The following is a 13282-nucleotide window of genomic DNA, read 5'->3' as shown; positions in this document are numbered from 1 at the left end:
CTCGACGACCCGTCCGCCCCCGCCGCGCCGTCGGAACAGCCCGACGGAGCGCCGGACGTGGCCGGCGCCCCGGCCGTCACGGCGTCGGAACGCTCAGAGCTTCTGCCAGGCCGGCTTGGCCGCGTAGGTGTCGCGGAAGTAGTCGGCGAGCTTGAGGCGCGAGGCGGCCGCCTCGTCCACCACCACGGTGGCGTGCGGGTGCAGCTGGAGCGCGGAGGCGGGGACGACCGCGGACAGCGGGCCCTCGACGGCGAGCGCGACGGCCTCGGCCTTGGCCTCGCCGGTGGCCAGCAGGACCAGGTGGCGGGCCTCCAGGATGGTGCCGATGCCCTGGGTGATGACGTGGTGCGGGACCTGGTCGATGCTGTCGAAGAAGCGGGCGTTGTCCTCGCGGGTCTGCCGGGTCAGGGTCTTGATCCGGGTCCGGGAGGACAGCGAGGAGCAGGGCTCGTTGAAGCCGATGTGGCCGTCCGTGCCGATGCCGAGCAGCTGGAGGTCGACGCCGCCGGCCTCGGCCAGCGCGCGGTCGTAGGCGACGGCCGCGGCGGCGATGTCGGAGGCGTTGCCGTCCGGGCCGAGGAAGGAGTCCTCGGTCAGGCCGAGCGGCTCCACGACCTCGCGCAGCACCACCGAGCGGTAGGACTCCGGGTGGCCGGCGGGCAGGCCGACGTACTCGTCCAGCTGACAGATCCGGGCCTCGGCGGCGTTCAGCCGGCCGTCGCGGACCCGCTCGCTCAGGGCCTGGTAGATCGGCAGCGGGGTCGAGCCGGTCGCCACGCCGAGCAGGGCGTCGGGCTTGTCGGTCAGCAGATCGGTGATCGCCGCGGCGATGAGTTCGCCGGCCGCACGGGCGTCAGGGACGATCACGATTTCCATACTGGGTCCACCGTTCTGAGGCGAGGCTGAGGTCTAGACCTCCGAGGTCTAGACCAGTTTGCCGTGAAGGGGTGCCCCAGGTCCACCCGGGTCCGGTCCCGGGTGATCTTCCGCCTCCCGCCTCTTCTGCCTGGTGGGACCGGTCGGATCCGTGCGGTGAACGCTCAGGCCCGATCGGTGAACGGCCGGGGCCGGCCGTCGGGACTGGATGTCCCGGCGGCCGGCCCCGGCGCTCCGTGCCGACTGCCGCTTCCGCGCCCCGCCCCCGGACCGTCCGGACGGCTGCCCGGTCGTACGGACGGTGTGGGGGTGGCGGGGGCGCTGCCTCGGCGGCTGTGCGGTCAGAACGGGTTGGTACAGGTGGTGACCTGCTTGGTGACGTCCAGCGCCGGGCCGGCCGTCGCGCAGATCATCCGGGGGGCGGTCGCGGTCACCCGCGGGGTGGTCGCCGTGGCGGAGCCGAACCGGACGGTGGTCGCGGTGGCGACCGCCTCCCAGGGGCTGCCCCAGGCGGCCTGGGTCCGGACCTCGACCCGGACCATCGTCAACTGGCCCGGGTCGGCGCTGACCTGGGCCACGCCCACGATGCCCCGGCCGTCGGCCTGGTGCGAGATGCAGGGCTGGTTGAGCACCGTGGCGCAGACCGCCGCGTCCGTCCCGGACGTCGCGGTGGCGGCTATGGCCGGAGCCGCCGTCAGACCCGCGATCCCTACCGCCGCCATCGCCACAGCTGCAATCCGAGCGCGCATGATGCGAACCTCCTTGGAAAGTAAGGGAATCTCACTCCTTGAGATGAGTCTTGCACACAACGTGGACGCCGGGTGTGTGCGTTGCGTCACACTCATGGTGACGGTTCAACTACATCCTGCAACCATTCGGCGTCCGTTCAGCGCACGGACAACTTCCGCCCCGACGGATGATCGGTTCGAGTCCCGGAGCGGCTTCGGCAACATGTCGACAAAGCGCTTCAGTGCCCTCGTGGCTACGGTGAGTGACTGTCGAAATGGGATGAGTTATGCCACATCCCTACGAATCCCGGCGCGGGCACCCGGGTGACGGGCCTCCGGTCTGGGATCCTCGGCGGCATGATCACGAAGCTCCGAGCCACTGCCACGCAATGGACCGTCGTCGTACCGGTGGTGTCGTTCCTCGTCCTCGCCCTGACCTGGCACAAGGATCTGCCCGGCTGGGTGGTGGCGGTGGTCGCCTGCTTCCTGGTGGGCGCCGTCCTGTCCGCCGTGCACCACGCCGAGGTCATCGCGCACTGGTCGGGGGAGCCCTTCGGATCACTGGTCCTCGCCGTGGCGGTGACCGTGATCGAGGTTGCGCTGATCGTGACGCTGATGGCCGACGGCGGGGACAAGTCCTCCACCCTGGCCCGCGACACCGTCTTCGCCGCCGTGATGATCACCTGCAACGGAATCCTCGGACTGTCCATCCTGGTCGCCGCGGTCAAGTACCGGACCGCCGTCTTCAACGCCGAGGGCACCGGCGCCGCGCTCGCCTGCATCGCCACCCTCGCGACCCTCAGCCTCGTCCTGCCGACCTTCACCACCAGCTCGCCCGGCCCGCAGTTCTCGACCACCCAGCTGACCTTCGCCGCCATCGCCTCGCTGGTGGTCTACGGGCTGTTCGTGGCCACCCAGACCGTCCGGCACCGGGACTACTTCCTGCCCGTCACCCCCGAGGGCCGGGTGCTGGACGAGGAGGAGCACGCCTCCCCGCCCACCCTGCGGGCCGCCGGAATCAGCCTGCTGCTGCTCGCCGTCGCCCTGGTGGCGGTGGTGGGCCTGGCCAAGGGCGTGTCGCCGACCATCGAGAAGGCGGTGGACGACGCCGGGCTCCCGCACGCCGTGGTCGGCGTGGTGATCGCCATGATGGTGCTGCTGCCGGAGACCATCGCGGCGCTGCGTTCCGCCATCCGCAACCGGGTGCAGACCAGCCTCAACCTCGCCCTCGGCTCGGCGCTCGCCAGCATCGGCCTGACCATCCCGGCGGTCGCGATCGCCTCCAGCTGGCTCTCCGGCCCGCTCGTCCTCGGCCTCGACCCGGCGCACATGGTGCTGCTCACCCTGACGATCGTGCTGCTCACCCTCACGGTCATCCCGCGCCGGGCCACCCCGCTGCAGGGCGCGGTGCACCTGGCGGTGCTGGCGGGGTACGTGGTGCTCGCGTTGAACCCGTGAGGCGCCGCCGCCCGTAGTCCCCGATGGAAGCCCCTGGCCCGCTCCCCCGTGCGGCCAGGGGTTTCCGTCGTTCCCGGGGCCGGGCCGGGGCGGTGGCCCCGGCGGGGAATCCGGATGGTCCCCCGGTGGTGAACCCCGGGGGAGGCGACGGCCGTGGAGACGGATGAGGGCCCCGGTCCGCCCCCGTGGCCGGGGTCCTCGTCGATTCCGCCGCGTTCTCCCGGTGAACCCCCGCCGGTGAACCCTCGGCGGTGAAGCCCCGCCGGTGAACCTCCGGCGGACCGCCCGGCGTGGAACGAGGGGGAGCCCCTGGCCCCGTCGTGGTCGCGGGGCCAGGGGCTCGGTGGCGCCGCGGCTGGCCCGTGGTGCGCCGCCCGGCAGCCCGCGCGGCGCCGGTGCCGGCCCGGAGCGGGGCGCCCGTGCCGCCGCCCGTACCGCCGTCCGGGATTGCGGCGGGTGCGTCGACCCCCGTCGGGCCCGGCCGGTGCCGCTCCCGGCCGCGCGGTCAATTCCGGGCCTGGGTCCCGAGGGTGAACCCGGACGGCCGGGGTGGCCGATATTGGCCGGTCCGGGGCGGCGGCCTGCGTGTCGGGGCGGCGGGCGGGCACCGGTGTTCTCTATCGTCCGTCCGGAACCGACCAGTCCGATGATTCCGCTGCGTGCACAGCCGATGCGACCCGTGGGAGAGTGCGATGCCCGGCCCAGAGCAGACCGTCCGGCCCGAGGAGACCGTCAGGGGCGAGGAGGCCGCCCAGGCCGGGGAGAGCGCCGACGTCATCGTGGTCGGCGCCGGACCGGCCGGCTCCACCGCCGCCGCCCACCTCGCCAGGACCGGACTGGACGTCCTGCTGCTGGAGAAGTCCGCCTTCCCGCGCGAGAAGGTCTGCGGGGACGGCCTCACCCCGCGGGCCGTCAAGCAGTTGACCGACCTCGGCATCGACGTCTCCGAGGAGGCCGGCTGGCTGCACAACCGGGGCCTGCGGCTGATCGCCGGGCGCCGTTCGATCGAGTTCGACTGGCCCGAGCTCTCCGCCTACCCCGGGTACGGACTGGTCCGGCGCCGCGCGGACTTCGACGAACTGCTCGCCCGCAAGGCCGCCTCGGCCGGCGCCAGGGTGATCGAACGCGCCAATGTGACGGGCCCGTTGCTGGACGAGCGGACCGGCCGGATCACCGGCGTCACCGCCAGGCTGGGCGAGGAGCGCAGGCCGGTCGTCCACCGGGCCCCGGTGGTGGTCGCCGCCGACGGCAACTCCACCCGGCTGTCGGTCGCGATGCGGCGGTACCGCCGCACCGACCGCGCGATGGGTGTCGCCTACCGGACGTACTTCACCACCCCCCGGCACGAGGACCGCTACCTGGAGGCCTGGCTAGACCTGCGCGACCCCGGCGACCCGGCCCGGCGCCTGCTGCCGGGCTACGCCTGGGTGTTCGGCATGGGCGACGGCACCGCCAACGTCGGCCTCGGGGTCCTCGACACCGCCAGGACCGAGGTGGACTGGCGGGAACTGCTGCGCCGCTGGTGCGACGGACTGCCCCCGGAGTACGGCTACAGCCCCAACGCGGTCACCGAGCCGATCCGCGGCGCCGCCCTGCCGATGGGCCTCAACCGCCAACCCCACTACGCCGACGGCCTGTTGCTGATCGGGGACGCGGGCGGCACGGTCAGCCCGGGCACCGGCGAGGGCATCGCCTACGCGATGGAGTCCGGCCGCATGGCCGCCGAGACCATCGTCCAGGCCCTCGCCCGCCGTACCGACCGCGGCCGCGAACTCGCCCTGCGGGCCTACCCGCAGACGCTGCGCTCCACCTACGCGGGGTACTTCGCGCTCGGCCGTCTGGCCGCCGACCTGCTGGGCCGCCGGAAGCTGCTCGGTGCGGCCGGGGCCGCCGGCCTCGGGCACCCGGCGCTGCTGAAGGTGGCGTTCCGGCTGATGGTCAACCTGACCGAGCCGAACTCCAAGGACGCCCTCGACCGTCTGCTCCACCTGCTCGGGCGGGTGGCCCCGGGGCGCTGACCCGGCGGCGCCGGACCGCTCATCCTCGCGGACGGGCGGTCCCGGCGTCCCGGCTTCGGTCGAATCCGCGGAGTCGAACGGGCAGAAGTTCGGATCATGTTGACGAATGATCAGCTGATCCGATTCTCTGGTGTCGGACCAGCCACGGAGGGTGAGCGCAACGCCCTCTCCGTGGCTCCTTCTTTCGACCGCTGACCGTTCGACGGAGACACCGTGCGCCTTCGCCTTCGCCTGCTCGTCGCGCCGCTCGCCGCGGCCGCCGCCCTCACCGCCCTGAGCGCCCCCACCGCCGTCGCGGCCCCCGCGGCGACCCCCTCCGACCAGTGCTCCGCCGCCTTCCGGCACGACGACGCCCGTCTCGGCCCCGCCGACCTCCCGAGCACCGGCCCCGTCGGCCGCCAGCTCGCCGGCTACCAGCGCACCGGCGGCGCCGGCGAGCAGGACTTCCTGGCCCAGTACTACGACCCGGCCGGCAACGGCGGCAAGGGCGGTTGGATATACCCGCCGGCCGACGGCTACGTGACCCTGCCCGACGGCAGCCCGATCGAGTTCGAGCTCACGCTCCACCCGAACCAGAACATCGACCGCTACGGCAGCGAGTACGGCGCCTACCTCGCCCCCGAGGGCCTGCCCTACGCCAGCCGCGCGCTCCCGCCGCAGAGCCTGGACGGCAACCCGCCGGCCGCCTGCAACTACCACGACTACAAGGTGGTCAAGGCCTTCACGGTGCACGCCGGGCCGATCGCGCCCTGGTTCAACCAGCCCGGCTGGGGCCTCCAGTACCAGCTCGACGGCGCCCTGCTGCCCGGCGGCCCGGCGAAGCTGAACGTGCTCTGGCTGGTCGAGAACGGCTACCTGGCCCGGGTCTGACCACGCCCCGCGCGCACCGACCGGCGACCGGCGGTCTCCGGCGGCCCGTCGTGACCGACACACGCCGGTCGCCGGTCGCCTGATGTCGGCGGCGGCCCGGGCGCCGGAAAATCGCTGGCGGCCCCGGGGCCGGGGGACTAGGAAGACGGGATGACCATCAGTGATCCCACGACCGACCGGCGCGTCTTCCACCGCACCGTCCTCGACCTCGGCGACGCCCTGCTGCGCCCGTTCGGACCCGACCTCGACGTGCCCGGCGGCATCGTGCCCGCCCTGGTGGCCGCCGCGGCGGATCCGGCGGTCGCCCGCTGGTCCCCGCTCAAGGCCTCCGGTCCGGTGGACTCCGCCGCCGCCGAGGCCTACCTGGAGCGCTGCGACTCCGGGTGGACCGACGGCACGGCGGCCCCCTTCGCCGTGATCGACGCCGCCACCGGCCGCCTGTCCGGCAACGCCTACCTGGGCTGGACCAACCGCGACGACGGCGTGGCGATGGTCGGCTACTGGCTGCTCGCCTCCGCCCGCGGCCGGGGTCTGGCCACCCGGGCCGCCACCGCCGTCACCCGCTGGGCGGTGGAGCACGCGGACGCCCGCAGGATCGAGCTCTACCACGCCGTCGGCAACGAGGACTCCTGCCGGGTCGCGCTGAGGGCCGGCTTCCCGTACGAGGGCACCCTGCGCGGCTCCTACAGCTACGTCGGGGGCGTCTACGTGGACGAGCACCTGCACGCCCGGCTGGCCTCCGACCCGTTCGCGGACTGAGCAGACCGAGCGGACCGAGCTGATCGATCGGGCCGAGCTGATCAATCGGGCCGATCGGGCTGAGGGGCCCGGGGCCCGCCCGGCAGGCGCGGCCCCCGGCCCGCGGGGCGGGTCAGCCCCGGACGGCCGTGCCCTGCGCGCCGAACGCGCGGCCGGCGGCCTCGGCGAACAGCTCCTCCTGCATGGCGGTCAGCCTGCGGACCAGCAGGACGGCCAGGACCGCGCCGGCCACCTCCGTCACGGCGGCGGCGATCAGCCAGCCGACGGCCTGCTGGTAGCTGTCCGGGTACCGCGCCGAGTTCAGGAACCTGCTGCCGAGGCGGTCGAGCGCGTTGGACAGCAGGAAGGCGGCCCACCAGAGGTTGATCAGGATCTGCGGGGCCGGCAGGCGCACCCCGGAGGCGTCCGGCCGGGTGCTGGCCTGCCAGATGTCGCCCGCGATCTGCCGGGGGAACCAGAGAGCGACCACGGGGGTGACCCAGCCGCCGATCGCCCAGCCGCGCCGGAACCGGTGCCCGTGCGGGTCGAAGGCCTCGGCGTTCACCCGGACCCGGTGGAACCAGGTGACGAAGGCGGCCGCCGTCGCGATCAGCGTCACCAGCTGGAGCACGCTGATGGAGTCGTAGAGGTGGGCCGTGTCCATCAACGAGGACTGGTCGACCAGCTCGGTGTCCTCGGCGATGTCGCCGACCTGTCCGTACAGGCGGAAGGCGGTGCCGAGCGAGGCCAGGGCCTCGGCGCCGCTCACGGCGAGTAGGACGGTGGCGGCGACGGCGCTGGTTCTCGGCGAGCGGTAGACGGCGGGGGAGGGCATCGGGGACGGGCTCCTGAACTGGGTCGGATGGACATGATCGATGTGACGGAGCGCCACCCTAGGGCCAGGAAGATGTGTACGACCAGCACATTTTCTCCGTAACCCTTGCCGGCCCCACGAACCGCGTCCACGAACCGCGTCCACGAGCCGCGTCCACGGGCCCCACCCCGGCCGGGCGCCGGGCCGGGGCCGCGCGCCGGATCGACGGCGTGCGAGCCGGGCTGCGGCGCCGCCGTCGAGCACCGACCGCCCCGGCCCCGGCACACCCGGACTCCGGGCCCCGCCCCGGCCCGCGCACCCACGCACCGCCGTCCGCGGGCTGGGCGCTCGGCGGGAGAGCGACCTAACCTGGAAGGGAGCGTTCGGTGCCTCGCCCGCGAACGGAAGCGGTGGTCATGACGGTGGTCTCGGCGGCTCTCTTCGGTTCCGACTGGTGGCAGCCCGCGCTGCCCGGCGGTGCCGAGTTGCTGCGCGAGTGCGCCGCCCGGGGATGGACGGTCGTGCTGACCGGCCCCGGGCCGGCCGGCGCTCCGGCGCTGGTCGTCGCCGAACCCGGGGGCGACCCGGTGCGGGCCGCGCTGGACCTGGTCGACGGCAGGCCCTCGCACGCCGTGGCCGTGGCCGGGAGCGTGCGCGAGGTACGGGCGGCGCGGCGGTCCGGAGTGCCCTGCGTCGCCCTGGCGGCCGGCCGGGACACCGGCCCGCAGCTGCGGGCGGCGGGCGCGGCCGAGGTCCACCGCGACGCCGCCGCCCTGTTGGGCGTCCTGGACGACAGCCTGCTCGCCCGCCCGCGGGCGTTCGGGCCCGTCGGCGCGGCGACAGGCGGCGCCCGGAACGGTTAGCGCGAGCCCGTACCGGGCAACCGCCCGGGTGCGAGCACGTCACCCGAAGTGTCGGAGGTGACCGAGATGGACGGACCCGCGTTGAGCGGATGGGAGCGGCGGCTCCTCGAGGAGATCGAGTCCGATCTGCGCCAGGACACACGGCTCGACCGGAAGCTGAGCACCATGGGTGCCAAGCCGCCCGGACGCGTCCGGGGCGTGCTCCGCGGTGTCGGGCGCAGGCTCACGGCGGGAGTGGTGCTGACCGCCCTGGTGATGACGGCGATCTGCCTCGGCGTGGGTGTACGGACCCCGGCCACCGCGGTGCTGGTCGCGCTCGGCGTCGTCTGGGCGGCCACGGTGGCGGCCGCGGTCGCCGCGTCCGAGCTGCTGCGCCGTCGTCGCACGGCCCGCGGCGGTATCGAAGCGGTGGACCCGGCGGAGGCCCGGGAGCACCGGGAGCGCCGCGAACGGCGGCCCTGGGACCGTCCGGAGGCATGAGGCGATGACCACCGACCTGTGGGAGAACCGCCCGGGCTCCCATCCCGCCGCCGACCTCAGCCTGGTCGGGTACGAGGTGCACGCCACCGACGGCCCGGTCGGCCGGGTCGAACAGGACGCCGGCGACCACCTGTTGGTCGACGCCCAGCCCTGGGTGCCGGGTGCCCGGGTGCTCGTCCCGGCCGGGCTGGTCGCCCGGCTCGACCACCTCGATCGCGCCGTCCACCTCGACTGCCCGCGCGCCAGGCTGAGTTCCGCCCCGCCGCCGGCCGTCGTCGACCTGACCGCCCCGCACCCGCGCTGAGCCGGCCCGCCATGCCCTGGCCGTCCACCACGCTCACCGGCCGGACGATCGCCTTCCTGGTCGCGCCGTACGGGGCCGAGCAGGTCGAACTGACCGACCCCTGGCAGGCCGTCGCCGAGTCCGGCGGCACCCCGCGGCTGCTCTCCACCGAGCCGGGCCGCGTCCAGGCCGTCCGCCACCGCGCCGCGGGCGACACCTTCGCCGTGGACGTGGTGGTCGCCGACGCCGACCCGGCGGACTACGACGGGCTGGTCCTCCCCGGCGGCGTTGCCAACCCCGACCGGCTGCGGGGGGACCGCCCGGCGGTCGCCTTCGTGCACGCCTGCTGCGCCGCCGGCCGCCCGGTCGCGGCGATCTGCCACGCGGCCTGGACGCTCATCGAGGCCGACGCCGTCCGCGGCCGCACCCTCACCTCCTGGCCGAGCCTGCGCACCGACCTGGTCAACGCGGGCGCGCACTGGGTGGACGAGCCGGTCCACGTCTGCCACGACGGCCCCGGCCCCCTCGTCACCAGCCGGAAGCCCGGCGACCTGCCGCTGTTCGACGACGCCTTCGTGACCGAGTTCGCCCACGCGACGGCGAAACGGCGCAGGTGAGCGTGGGGCCGACGCGGCGCCCGGCTCCGGGCCGGGGCGCCGGCGGGGGAGCGCACGGCGGGCCGGGGCGGCGTTCGGTTCCGGCCGTCAGTCGCCCCGGAGGCGGACGAAGGTGGCGACGGGCGGGCGGCCGGTGAGGGTGAGTTCGGCGCGGAGCGGGGACGTCAGCGGGTGGACCTGGCCGTGGTCGGGGTCGGTGGCGGGCGGGCCGAGCAGCGGGCGGGCGATCTCGGCGACCTCGCGGGACTGGACCGGGGTGAGCCGCGGGGTGGTCAGGAACACCCGGCCGTCGTCGAGCCGGAGCACCAGCGCGTGGGGGTGGGCGGCCGGGCCGGTGACGGCGCGGACGGTGGCGTCGAGGGTGTCGCCGCGCCGGTACTTGACCCAGACCCGGCCCGCGCCGCCGGCTCGGTAGGGAGCGGCGGCGGCCTTGCAGACCAGGCCCTCCACCCCGGTGTCGGCCAGCCGCTCCATCCACTCCAGGGCCTCCGCCCGGTCCGTGGTGGCCATGACCGGCTGGATCGGCGGCGGGACGTCGGCCAGGGCGGCGAGCAGCAGCCGACGACGGTCGGTGAGCGGCAGTCGGCGGACGTCCCGGCCGGGCAGCGCCAGCAGGTCGAAGGCGATCAGCCCGAGTGCCACCTCGGGGGCGGCGGCCCGGGCCCGGCGGGTGCGCAGCAGCTCGCCGAAGGCGAACCGGCCGCCGCGCCAGGCGACCAGCTCGGCGTCCAGCACCAGCCCCTCCGGCAGCCGGGCGACGGCGGCGGCGATCGGCGGGAACTCGGGGGCGAGGTCGCGCCCGCTGCGGGACTGGAGGTACGCGGGCTCCCCGCCCCGGGCGAAGGCGACGCAGCGGAAGCCGTCCAGCTTCAGCTCGTACTGCACGCCCCCGCCGCCCAGGCCGTCGGCGGGCGGGACGGCGGTCACGGCGGCCGGGCGCATCACCTCGACGGGCGGGTGCAGCACCTGGCGTGCGCGTTCCGGAGCCCGGCGGGCCCGGCCCGGCTCGGTCGGCGGTCGCGGCCCGCCCGCCGACGGCGCACCGGGCAGCGGCCGGGCCCGCTCCCGCTCCAGCAGCGGGGCGAGCAGGTCGCCGTGCGCCGCCAGCCGGTCGGGCACCTCGGCGAGGGTGAAGACCAGGTCCCGCTCGTCGGCGGCCCGTTCCAGCTCCGCCCAGGCCAGCGGGGTGGAGACGGTCGGCCGCGGCCGGGCCCGCAGGGTGTACGGCGCGGCGGTGGTCTTCTTGGCGTTGTTCTGCGACCAGTCGACCAGTACCCGGCCCCGGCGGCGGGCCTTGGCCATGGTGTGCACCACCAGCTCCGGGTGCTCGGCCTCCAGGGCGGCCGCCAGGGCCTTCGCATAGGCGGAGACCCGGGCGCTCGGCGTGGGCTCGATCGGGACCAGCAGGTGCAGGCCCTTGGATCCGGAGGTCTTCACCCAGGCGGCCAGGCCGTCCGCGGCCAGCCGCTCGCGCAGCAGCAGCGCCACCGTGCGGCAGGTGAGCACGTCGGCGCCCTCGCCGGGGTCGAGGTCCAGCACCAGCCGGTCGGCGAGGGCGGGGGCGGCCGCGTGCCACTGCGGGACGTGCAGTTCCAGGCAGCCCAGGTTGGCGACCGCCAGCAGTGCCGCGCCGTCCTCCAGCACCACCTGGCGCAGCTCCCCGGTGTTGCTCGGCACCTCGACCGTGCGCACCCAGTCCGGGATGCCGGGCGGCGGGTTCTTGGCGACGAACACCTCCGCCTCGACGCCGTCCGGGCAGCGCAGGAAGGAGACCGGGCGGTCGCGCAGGTGCGGGAGCAGCGCGGTGTGCACGGCGGCGTAGTAGCGCAGCACCTCGCCCTTGGGGGTGCCGGTGCGCGGGTAGTAGACCTTGTCGAGGTGGGAGAGGGCGAGGGTGCGCCCGTCCACCGTCATCTGCGGCACGGTCGGCCTCCGAAGTGTCCGAGGCGTCCGAGGCTTCCGGGGAGTCCGCCGGTCTCCCGGGTGTCCGGCGGTCTCCCGGGTGTCCGGTCTCCGGGGCCTCCGGCGGGGTGGCCCCGCAGCCAAGTCTGCCCCGGCCGGGCGGCCTCCGCCCTCCACTGTGCGGCCGCACCCGCGGTCCCGGCCTTCCGGGCCGGGCCGGGGTCGCGGGCGGGGGCGGGGCTGCTTATGGTGAGGGCGCGGTCACACCGCTCCCGCTCCGACGGCGGGAGCCCGGGAACACCGCCGGGGGGACGTGGGGGGACCAGCGGGGGGAACCACCGACGAAGGAGTCCCCGTGACCACTGCCCGAGACATCATGCACACCGGCGCCCAGTGCATCGGCGCCCACCAGACGCTGGCCGAGGCCGCGCGGATGATGCGCGACAAGAACGTGGGCGCGCTGCCGATCTGCGGCGACGACCAGAAGCTCAAGGGCATCATCACCGACCGCGACATCGTGCTGCGATGTATCGCGGAGGGCAAGGACCCGGCCACCATGACGGCCATGGAACTCGGCGGCCACCTGCACTGCGTGCGCGCCGAGGACAGCATGGAGGCGGTGCTGCGCAAGATGGAGCAGCACCAGATCCGGCGCATCCCGGTGATCGACGGGGACCGGCTGGTGGGCATGATCAGCGAGGCCGACCTGGCGATGGGCCACCGTGACGGCCAGCGGCTGACGGACCAGCAGATCATCGAGTTCATGGACAGCGTCTACATGAAGCACTGACCGGCCGGCGCCCCGCGTGCCCGTGCCCCGCCCCCTCGTTCCGCCGGCCGGCCGGCCCCTCCGTACCGGCCGGGCCGTTCGAGCCGTACGGGCGGGGCACCGGTGCGTCCCAGCGGGTGGATCGTCCTTTCCCGCGGGCCGGGGCGGGGGGCAGACTGACGCCCATGGGAAAGCAGTACGAATCCATCGACGGCCGGCTGCGCGCCTTCATCGAGAGCCAGCCGGTCTACTTCGTGGCCACCGCCCCGCTGGCCGCCGACGGGCACGTCAACCTCTCGCCCAAGGGCCGCGCCGGGACGCTCGTGGTGATCGACGAACTCACCCTCGCCTACCTGGACTTCGGCGGCTCGCAGGCCGAGACCGTCGCCCACCTGCGGGAGAACGGCCGGATCACGCTGATGTGGTGCGCCTTCGAGGGCCCGCCGACCGTGGTGCGGGTGCACGGGCGCGGTGAGCCGGTCTTCCGGGACGATCCGCGCTTCGCGGAACTGCTCGGCCGCTTCGAGCCGTCCGCCGACGGCTCCGGTCTGCGGGCGATCGTGCTCGTCCGGGCCGAGCGGGTGAGTGACTCCTGCGGGTACGCGGTGCCCTTCATGGACTACCGGGCCGACCGCGACCTGCACGCCCGGTACTTCGACCGCAAGGACGAGGAGGAGTTCGGCGCCTACTGCGAACGCAAGCCGCTGGTCGGCACCAGCATCGACGGCCTGCCGGCCGTCCCGCTGCCGCTCCCGCCACGGCCGGGTCCGCGCGGGTGAGGTCCGCGACCGGGGCCGCGGGTGACGCACCGGGGCTGCCGGGTGACGCGGTGAGGTTGCCGGGAGACACGACGAGGCCGCCGCACC

The 13282-nt window shown here is 74.8% G+C and carries 14 protein-coding genes and 1 pseudogene; 10 read left to right on the top strand and 5 right to left on the bottom strand.

Annotation, left to right across the window (positions count from 1 at the left end; all coding sequences use genetic code 11):
- Positions 1–93: 93 nt before the first annotated feature.
- Together nagB and ACWD4P_RS36135 are read right to left on the bottom strand one after the other, a co-directional pair.
- Positions 94–876 carry a glucosamine-6-phosphate deaminase gene (gene nagB / locus ACWD4P_RS36140; RefSeq protein ID WP_359818282.1) on the bottom strand — a complete coding sequence of 261 codons (783 nt, stop codon included), beginning with the start codon at positions 874–876 and terminating at the stop codon, positions 94–96.
- A 341-nt stretch (positions 877–1217) separates the two neighbouring features.
- Positions 1218–1625 carry a hypothetical protein gene (locus ACWD4P_RS36135; protein WP_449782544.1) on the bottom strand — a complete coding sequence of 136 codons (408 nt, stop codon included), beginning with the start codon at positions 1623–1625 and terminating at the stop codon, positions 1218–1220.
- Positions 1626–1961: 336 nt separating this feature from the next.
- On the opposite strand from ACWD4P_RS36135, the gene ACWD4P_RS36130 reads away from it, so the two are divergent.
- The 4 genes from ACWD4P_RS36130 (at position 1962) to ACWD4P_RS36115 (ending at position 6709) form a co-directional block, all read left to right on the top strand.
- Complete coding sequence (locus tag ACWD4P_RS36130) at positions 1962–3062, top strand: calcium:proton antiporter (protein ID WP_359818286.1); 1101 nt, start codon at positions 1962–1964, stop codon at positions 3060–3062.
- Between the two features lie 692 nt (positions 3063–3754).
- Positions 3755–5080, top strand: coding sequence for a geranylgeranyl reductase family protein (locus tag ACWD4P_RS36125; protein ID WP_449782543.1), 1326 nt, complete (start codon positions 3755–3757; stop codon positions 5078–5080).
- A 213-nt stretch (positions 5081–5293) separates the two neighbouring features.
- A complete protein-coding gene (locus ACWD4P_RS36120) occupies positions 5294–5950 on the top strand; it encodes a TNT domain-containing protein (RefSeq protein WP_359818292.1) in 657 nt (218 codons plus the stop codon).
- A 150-nt stretch (positions 5951–6100) separates the two neighbouring features.
- Positions 6101–6709, top strand: a complete 609-nt coding sequence (locus ACWD4P_RS36115) for a GNAT family N-acetyltransferase (protein WP_359818294.1) — start codon at positions 6101–6103, stop codon at positions 6707–6709.
- 112 nt (positions 6710–6821) lie between these two features.
- Here the strand turns inward: ACWD4P_RS36115 and ACWD4P_RS36110 are convergent, their stop codons facing one another.
- Positions 6822–7523: a DUF4328 domain-containing protein gene (locus tag ACWD4P_RS36110; RefSeq protein WP_359818297.1), complete on the bottom strand. Its 702-nt coding sequence runs from the start codon at positions 7521–7523 to the stop codon at positions 6822–6824.
- Between the two features lie 365 nt (positions 7524–7888).
- On the opposite strand from ACWD4P_RS36110, the gene ACWD4P_RS36105 reads away from it, so the two are divergent.
- From ACWD4P_RS36105 to ACWD4P_RS36090, 4 genes are all read left to right on the top strand, one after another.
- A complete protein-coding gene (locus ACWD4P_RS36105; RefSeq protein ID WP_359818298.1) occupies positions 7889–8365 on the top strand; it encodes an HAD family hydrolase in 477 nt (158 codons plus the stop codon).
- Positions 8366–8431: 66 nt separating this feature from the next.
- A complete protein-coding gene (locus ACWD4P_RS36100; protein WP_359818301.1) occupies positions 8432–8845 on the top strand; it encodes a hypothetical protein in 414 nt (137 codons plus the stop codon).
- A 4-nt stretch (positions 8846–8849) separates the two neighbouring features.
- Positions 8850–9149, top strand: a complete 300-nt coding sequence (locus ACWD4P_RS36095; protein WP_359818304.1) for a PRC-barrel domain containing protein — start codon at positions 8850–8852, stop codon at positions 9147–9149.
- A gap of 11 nt (positions 9150–9160) precedes the next feature.
- Positions 9161–9745: a DJ-1/PfpI family protein gene (locus tag ACWD4P_RS36090; RefSeq protein WP_449782542.1), complete on the top strand. Its 585-nt coding sequence runs from the start codon at positions 9161–9163 to the stop codon at positions 9743–9745.
- A gap of 87 nt (positions 9746–9832) precedes the next feature.
- Here ACWD4P_RS36090 and ACWD4P_RS36085 read toward each other — a convergent pair whose 3' ends face one another.
- Both ACWD4P_RS36085 and ligD read right to left on the bottom strand, forming a co-directional pair.
- Positions 9833–10687 (bottom strand): ATP-dependent DNA ligase, encoded by an 855-nt coding sequence (locus tag ACWD4P_RS36085; protein WP_359818326.1) that lies wholly within the window; start codon positions 10685–10687, stop codon positions 9833–9835.
- Positions 10688–10789: 102 nt separating this feature from the next.
- Positions 10790–11659 (bottom strand): annotated as a pseudogene (gene ligD, locus ACWD4P_RS36080) (non-homologous end-joining DNA ligase); the annotation flags it as partial.
- Positions 11660–12002: 343 nt separating this feature from the next.
- Here ligD and ACWD4P_RS36075 point away from each other — a divergent pair.
- Together ACWD4P_RS36075 and ACWD4P_RS36070 are read left to right on the top strand one after the other, a co-directional pair.
- Positions 12003–12437 carry a CBS domain-containing protein gene (locus tag ACWD4P_RS36075; protein WP_359818309.1) on the top strand — a complete coding sequence of 145 codons (435 nt, stop codon included), beginning with the start codon at positions 12003–12005 and terminating at the stop codon, positions 12435–12437.
- Positions 12438–12601: 164 nt separating this feature from the next.
- Positions 12602–13195: a pyridoxamine 5'-phosphate oxidase family protein gene (locus ACWD4P_RS36070; protein WP_359818312.1), complete on the top strand. Its 594-nt coding sequence runs from the start codon at positions 12602–12604 to the stop codon at positions 13193–13195.
- The last annotated feature ends 87 nt before the right edge of the window (positions 13196–13282 follow it).

It is taken from the genome of Kitasatospora sp. NPDC002543 (genome assembly GCF_053594915.1).
The sequence above is the reverse complement of the archived record's forward strand: the minus strand, read 5'-3'. Positions and strand labels throughout refer to the sequence as shown.

What these genes read in the sequence shown, in the direction of transcription:
- nagB (WP_359818282.1), bottom strand. Translation starts at nt 876, where the DNA reads ATGGAAATCGTGATCGTCCCTGACGCCCGTGCGGCCGGCGAACTCATC.
- ACWD4P_RS36135 (WP_449782544.1), bottom strand. Translation starts at nt 1,625, where the DNA reads ATGCGCGCTCGGATTGCAGCTGTGGCGATGGCGGCGGTAGGGATCGCG.
- ACWD4P_RS36130 (WP_359818286.1), top strand. Translation starts at nt 1,962, where the DNA reads ATGATCACGAAGCTCCGAGCCACTGCCACGCAATGGACCGTCGTCGTA.
- ACWD4P_RS36125 (WP_449782543.1), top strand. Translation starts at nt 3,755, where the DNA reads ATGCCCGGCCCAGAGCAGACCGTCCGGCCCGAGGAGACCGTCAGGGGC.
- ACWD4P_RS36115 (WP_359818294.1), top strand. Translation starts at nt 6,101, where the DNA reads ATGACCATCAGTGATCCCACGACCGACCGGCGCGTCTTCCACCGCACC.
- ACWD4P_RS36110 (WP_359818297.1), bottom strand. Translation starts at nt 7,523, where the DNA reads ATGCCCTCCCCCGCCGTCTACCGCTCGCCGAGAACCAGCGCCGTCGCC.
- ACWD4P_RS36100 (WP_359818301.1), top strand. Translation starts at nt 8,432, where the DNA reads ATGGACGGACCCGCGTTGAGCGGATGGGAGCGGCGGCTCCTCGAGGAG.
- ACWD4P_RS36095 (WP_359818304.1), top strand. Translation starts at nt 8,850, where the DNA reads ATGACCACCGACCTGTGGGAGAACCGCCCGGGCTCCCATCCCGCCGCC.
- ACWD4P_RS36090 (WP_449782542.1), top strand. Translation starts at nt 9,161, where the DNA reads ATGCCCTGGCCGTCCACCACGCTCACCGGCCGGACGATCGCCTTCCTG.
- ACWD4P_RS36085 (WP_359818326.1), bottom strand. Translation starts at nt 10,687, where the DNA reads ATGCGCCCGGCCGCCGTGACCGCCGTCCCGCCCGCCGACGGCCTGGGC.
- ACWD4P_RS36070 (WP_359818312.1), top strand. Translation starts at nt 12,602, where the DNA reads ATGGGAAAGCAGTACGAATCCATCGACGGCCGGCTGCGCGCCTTCATC.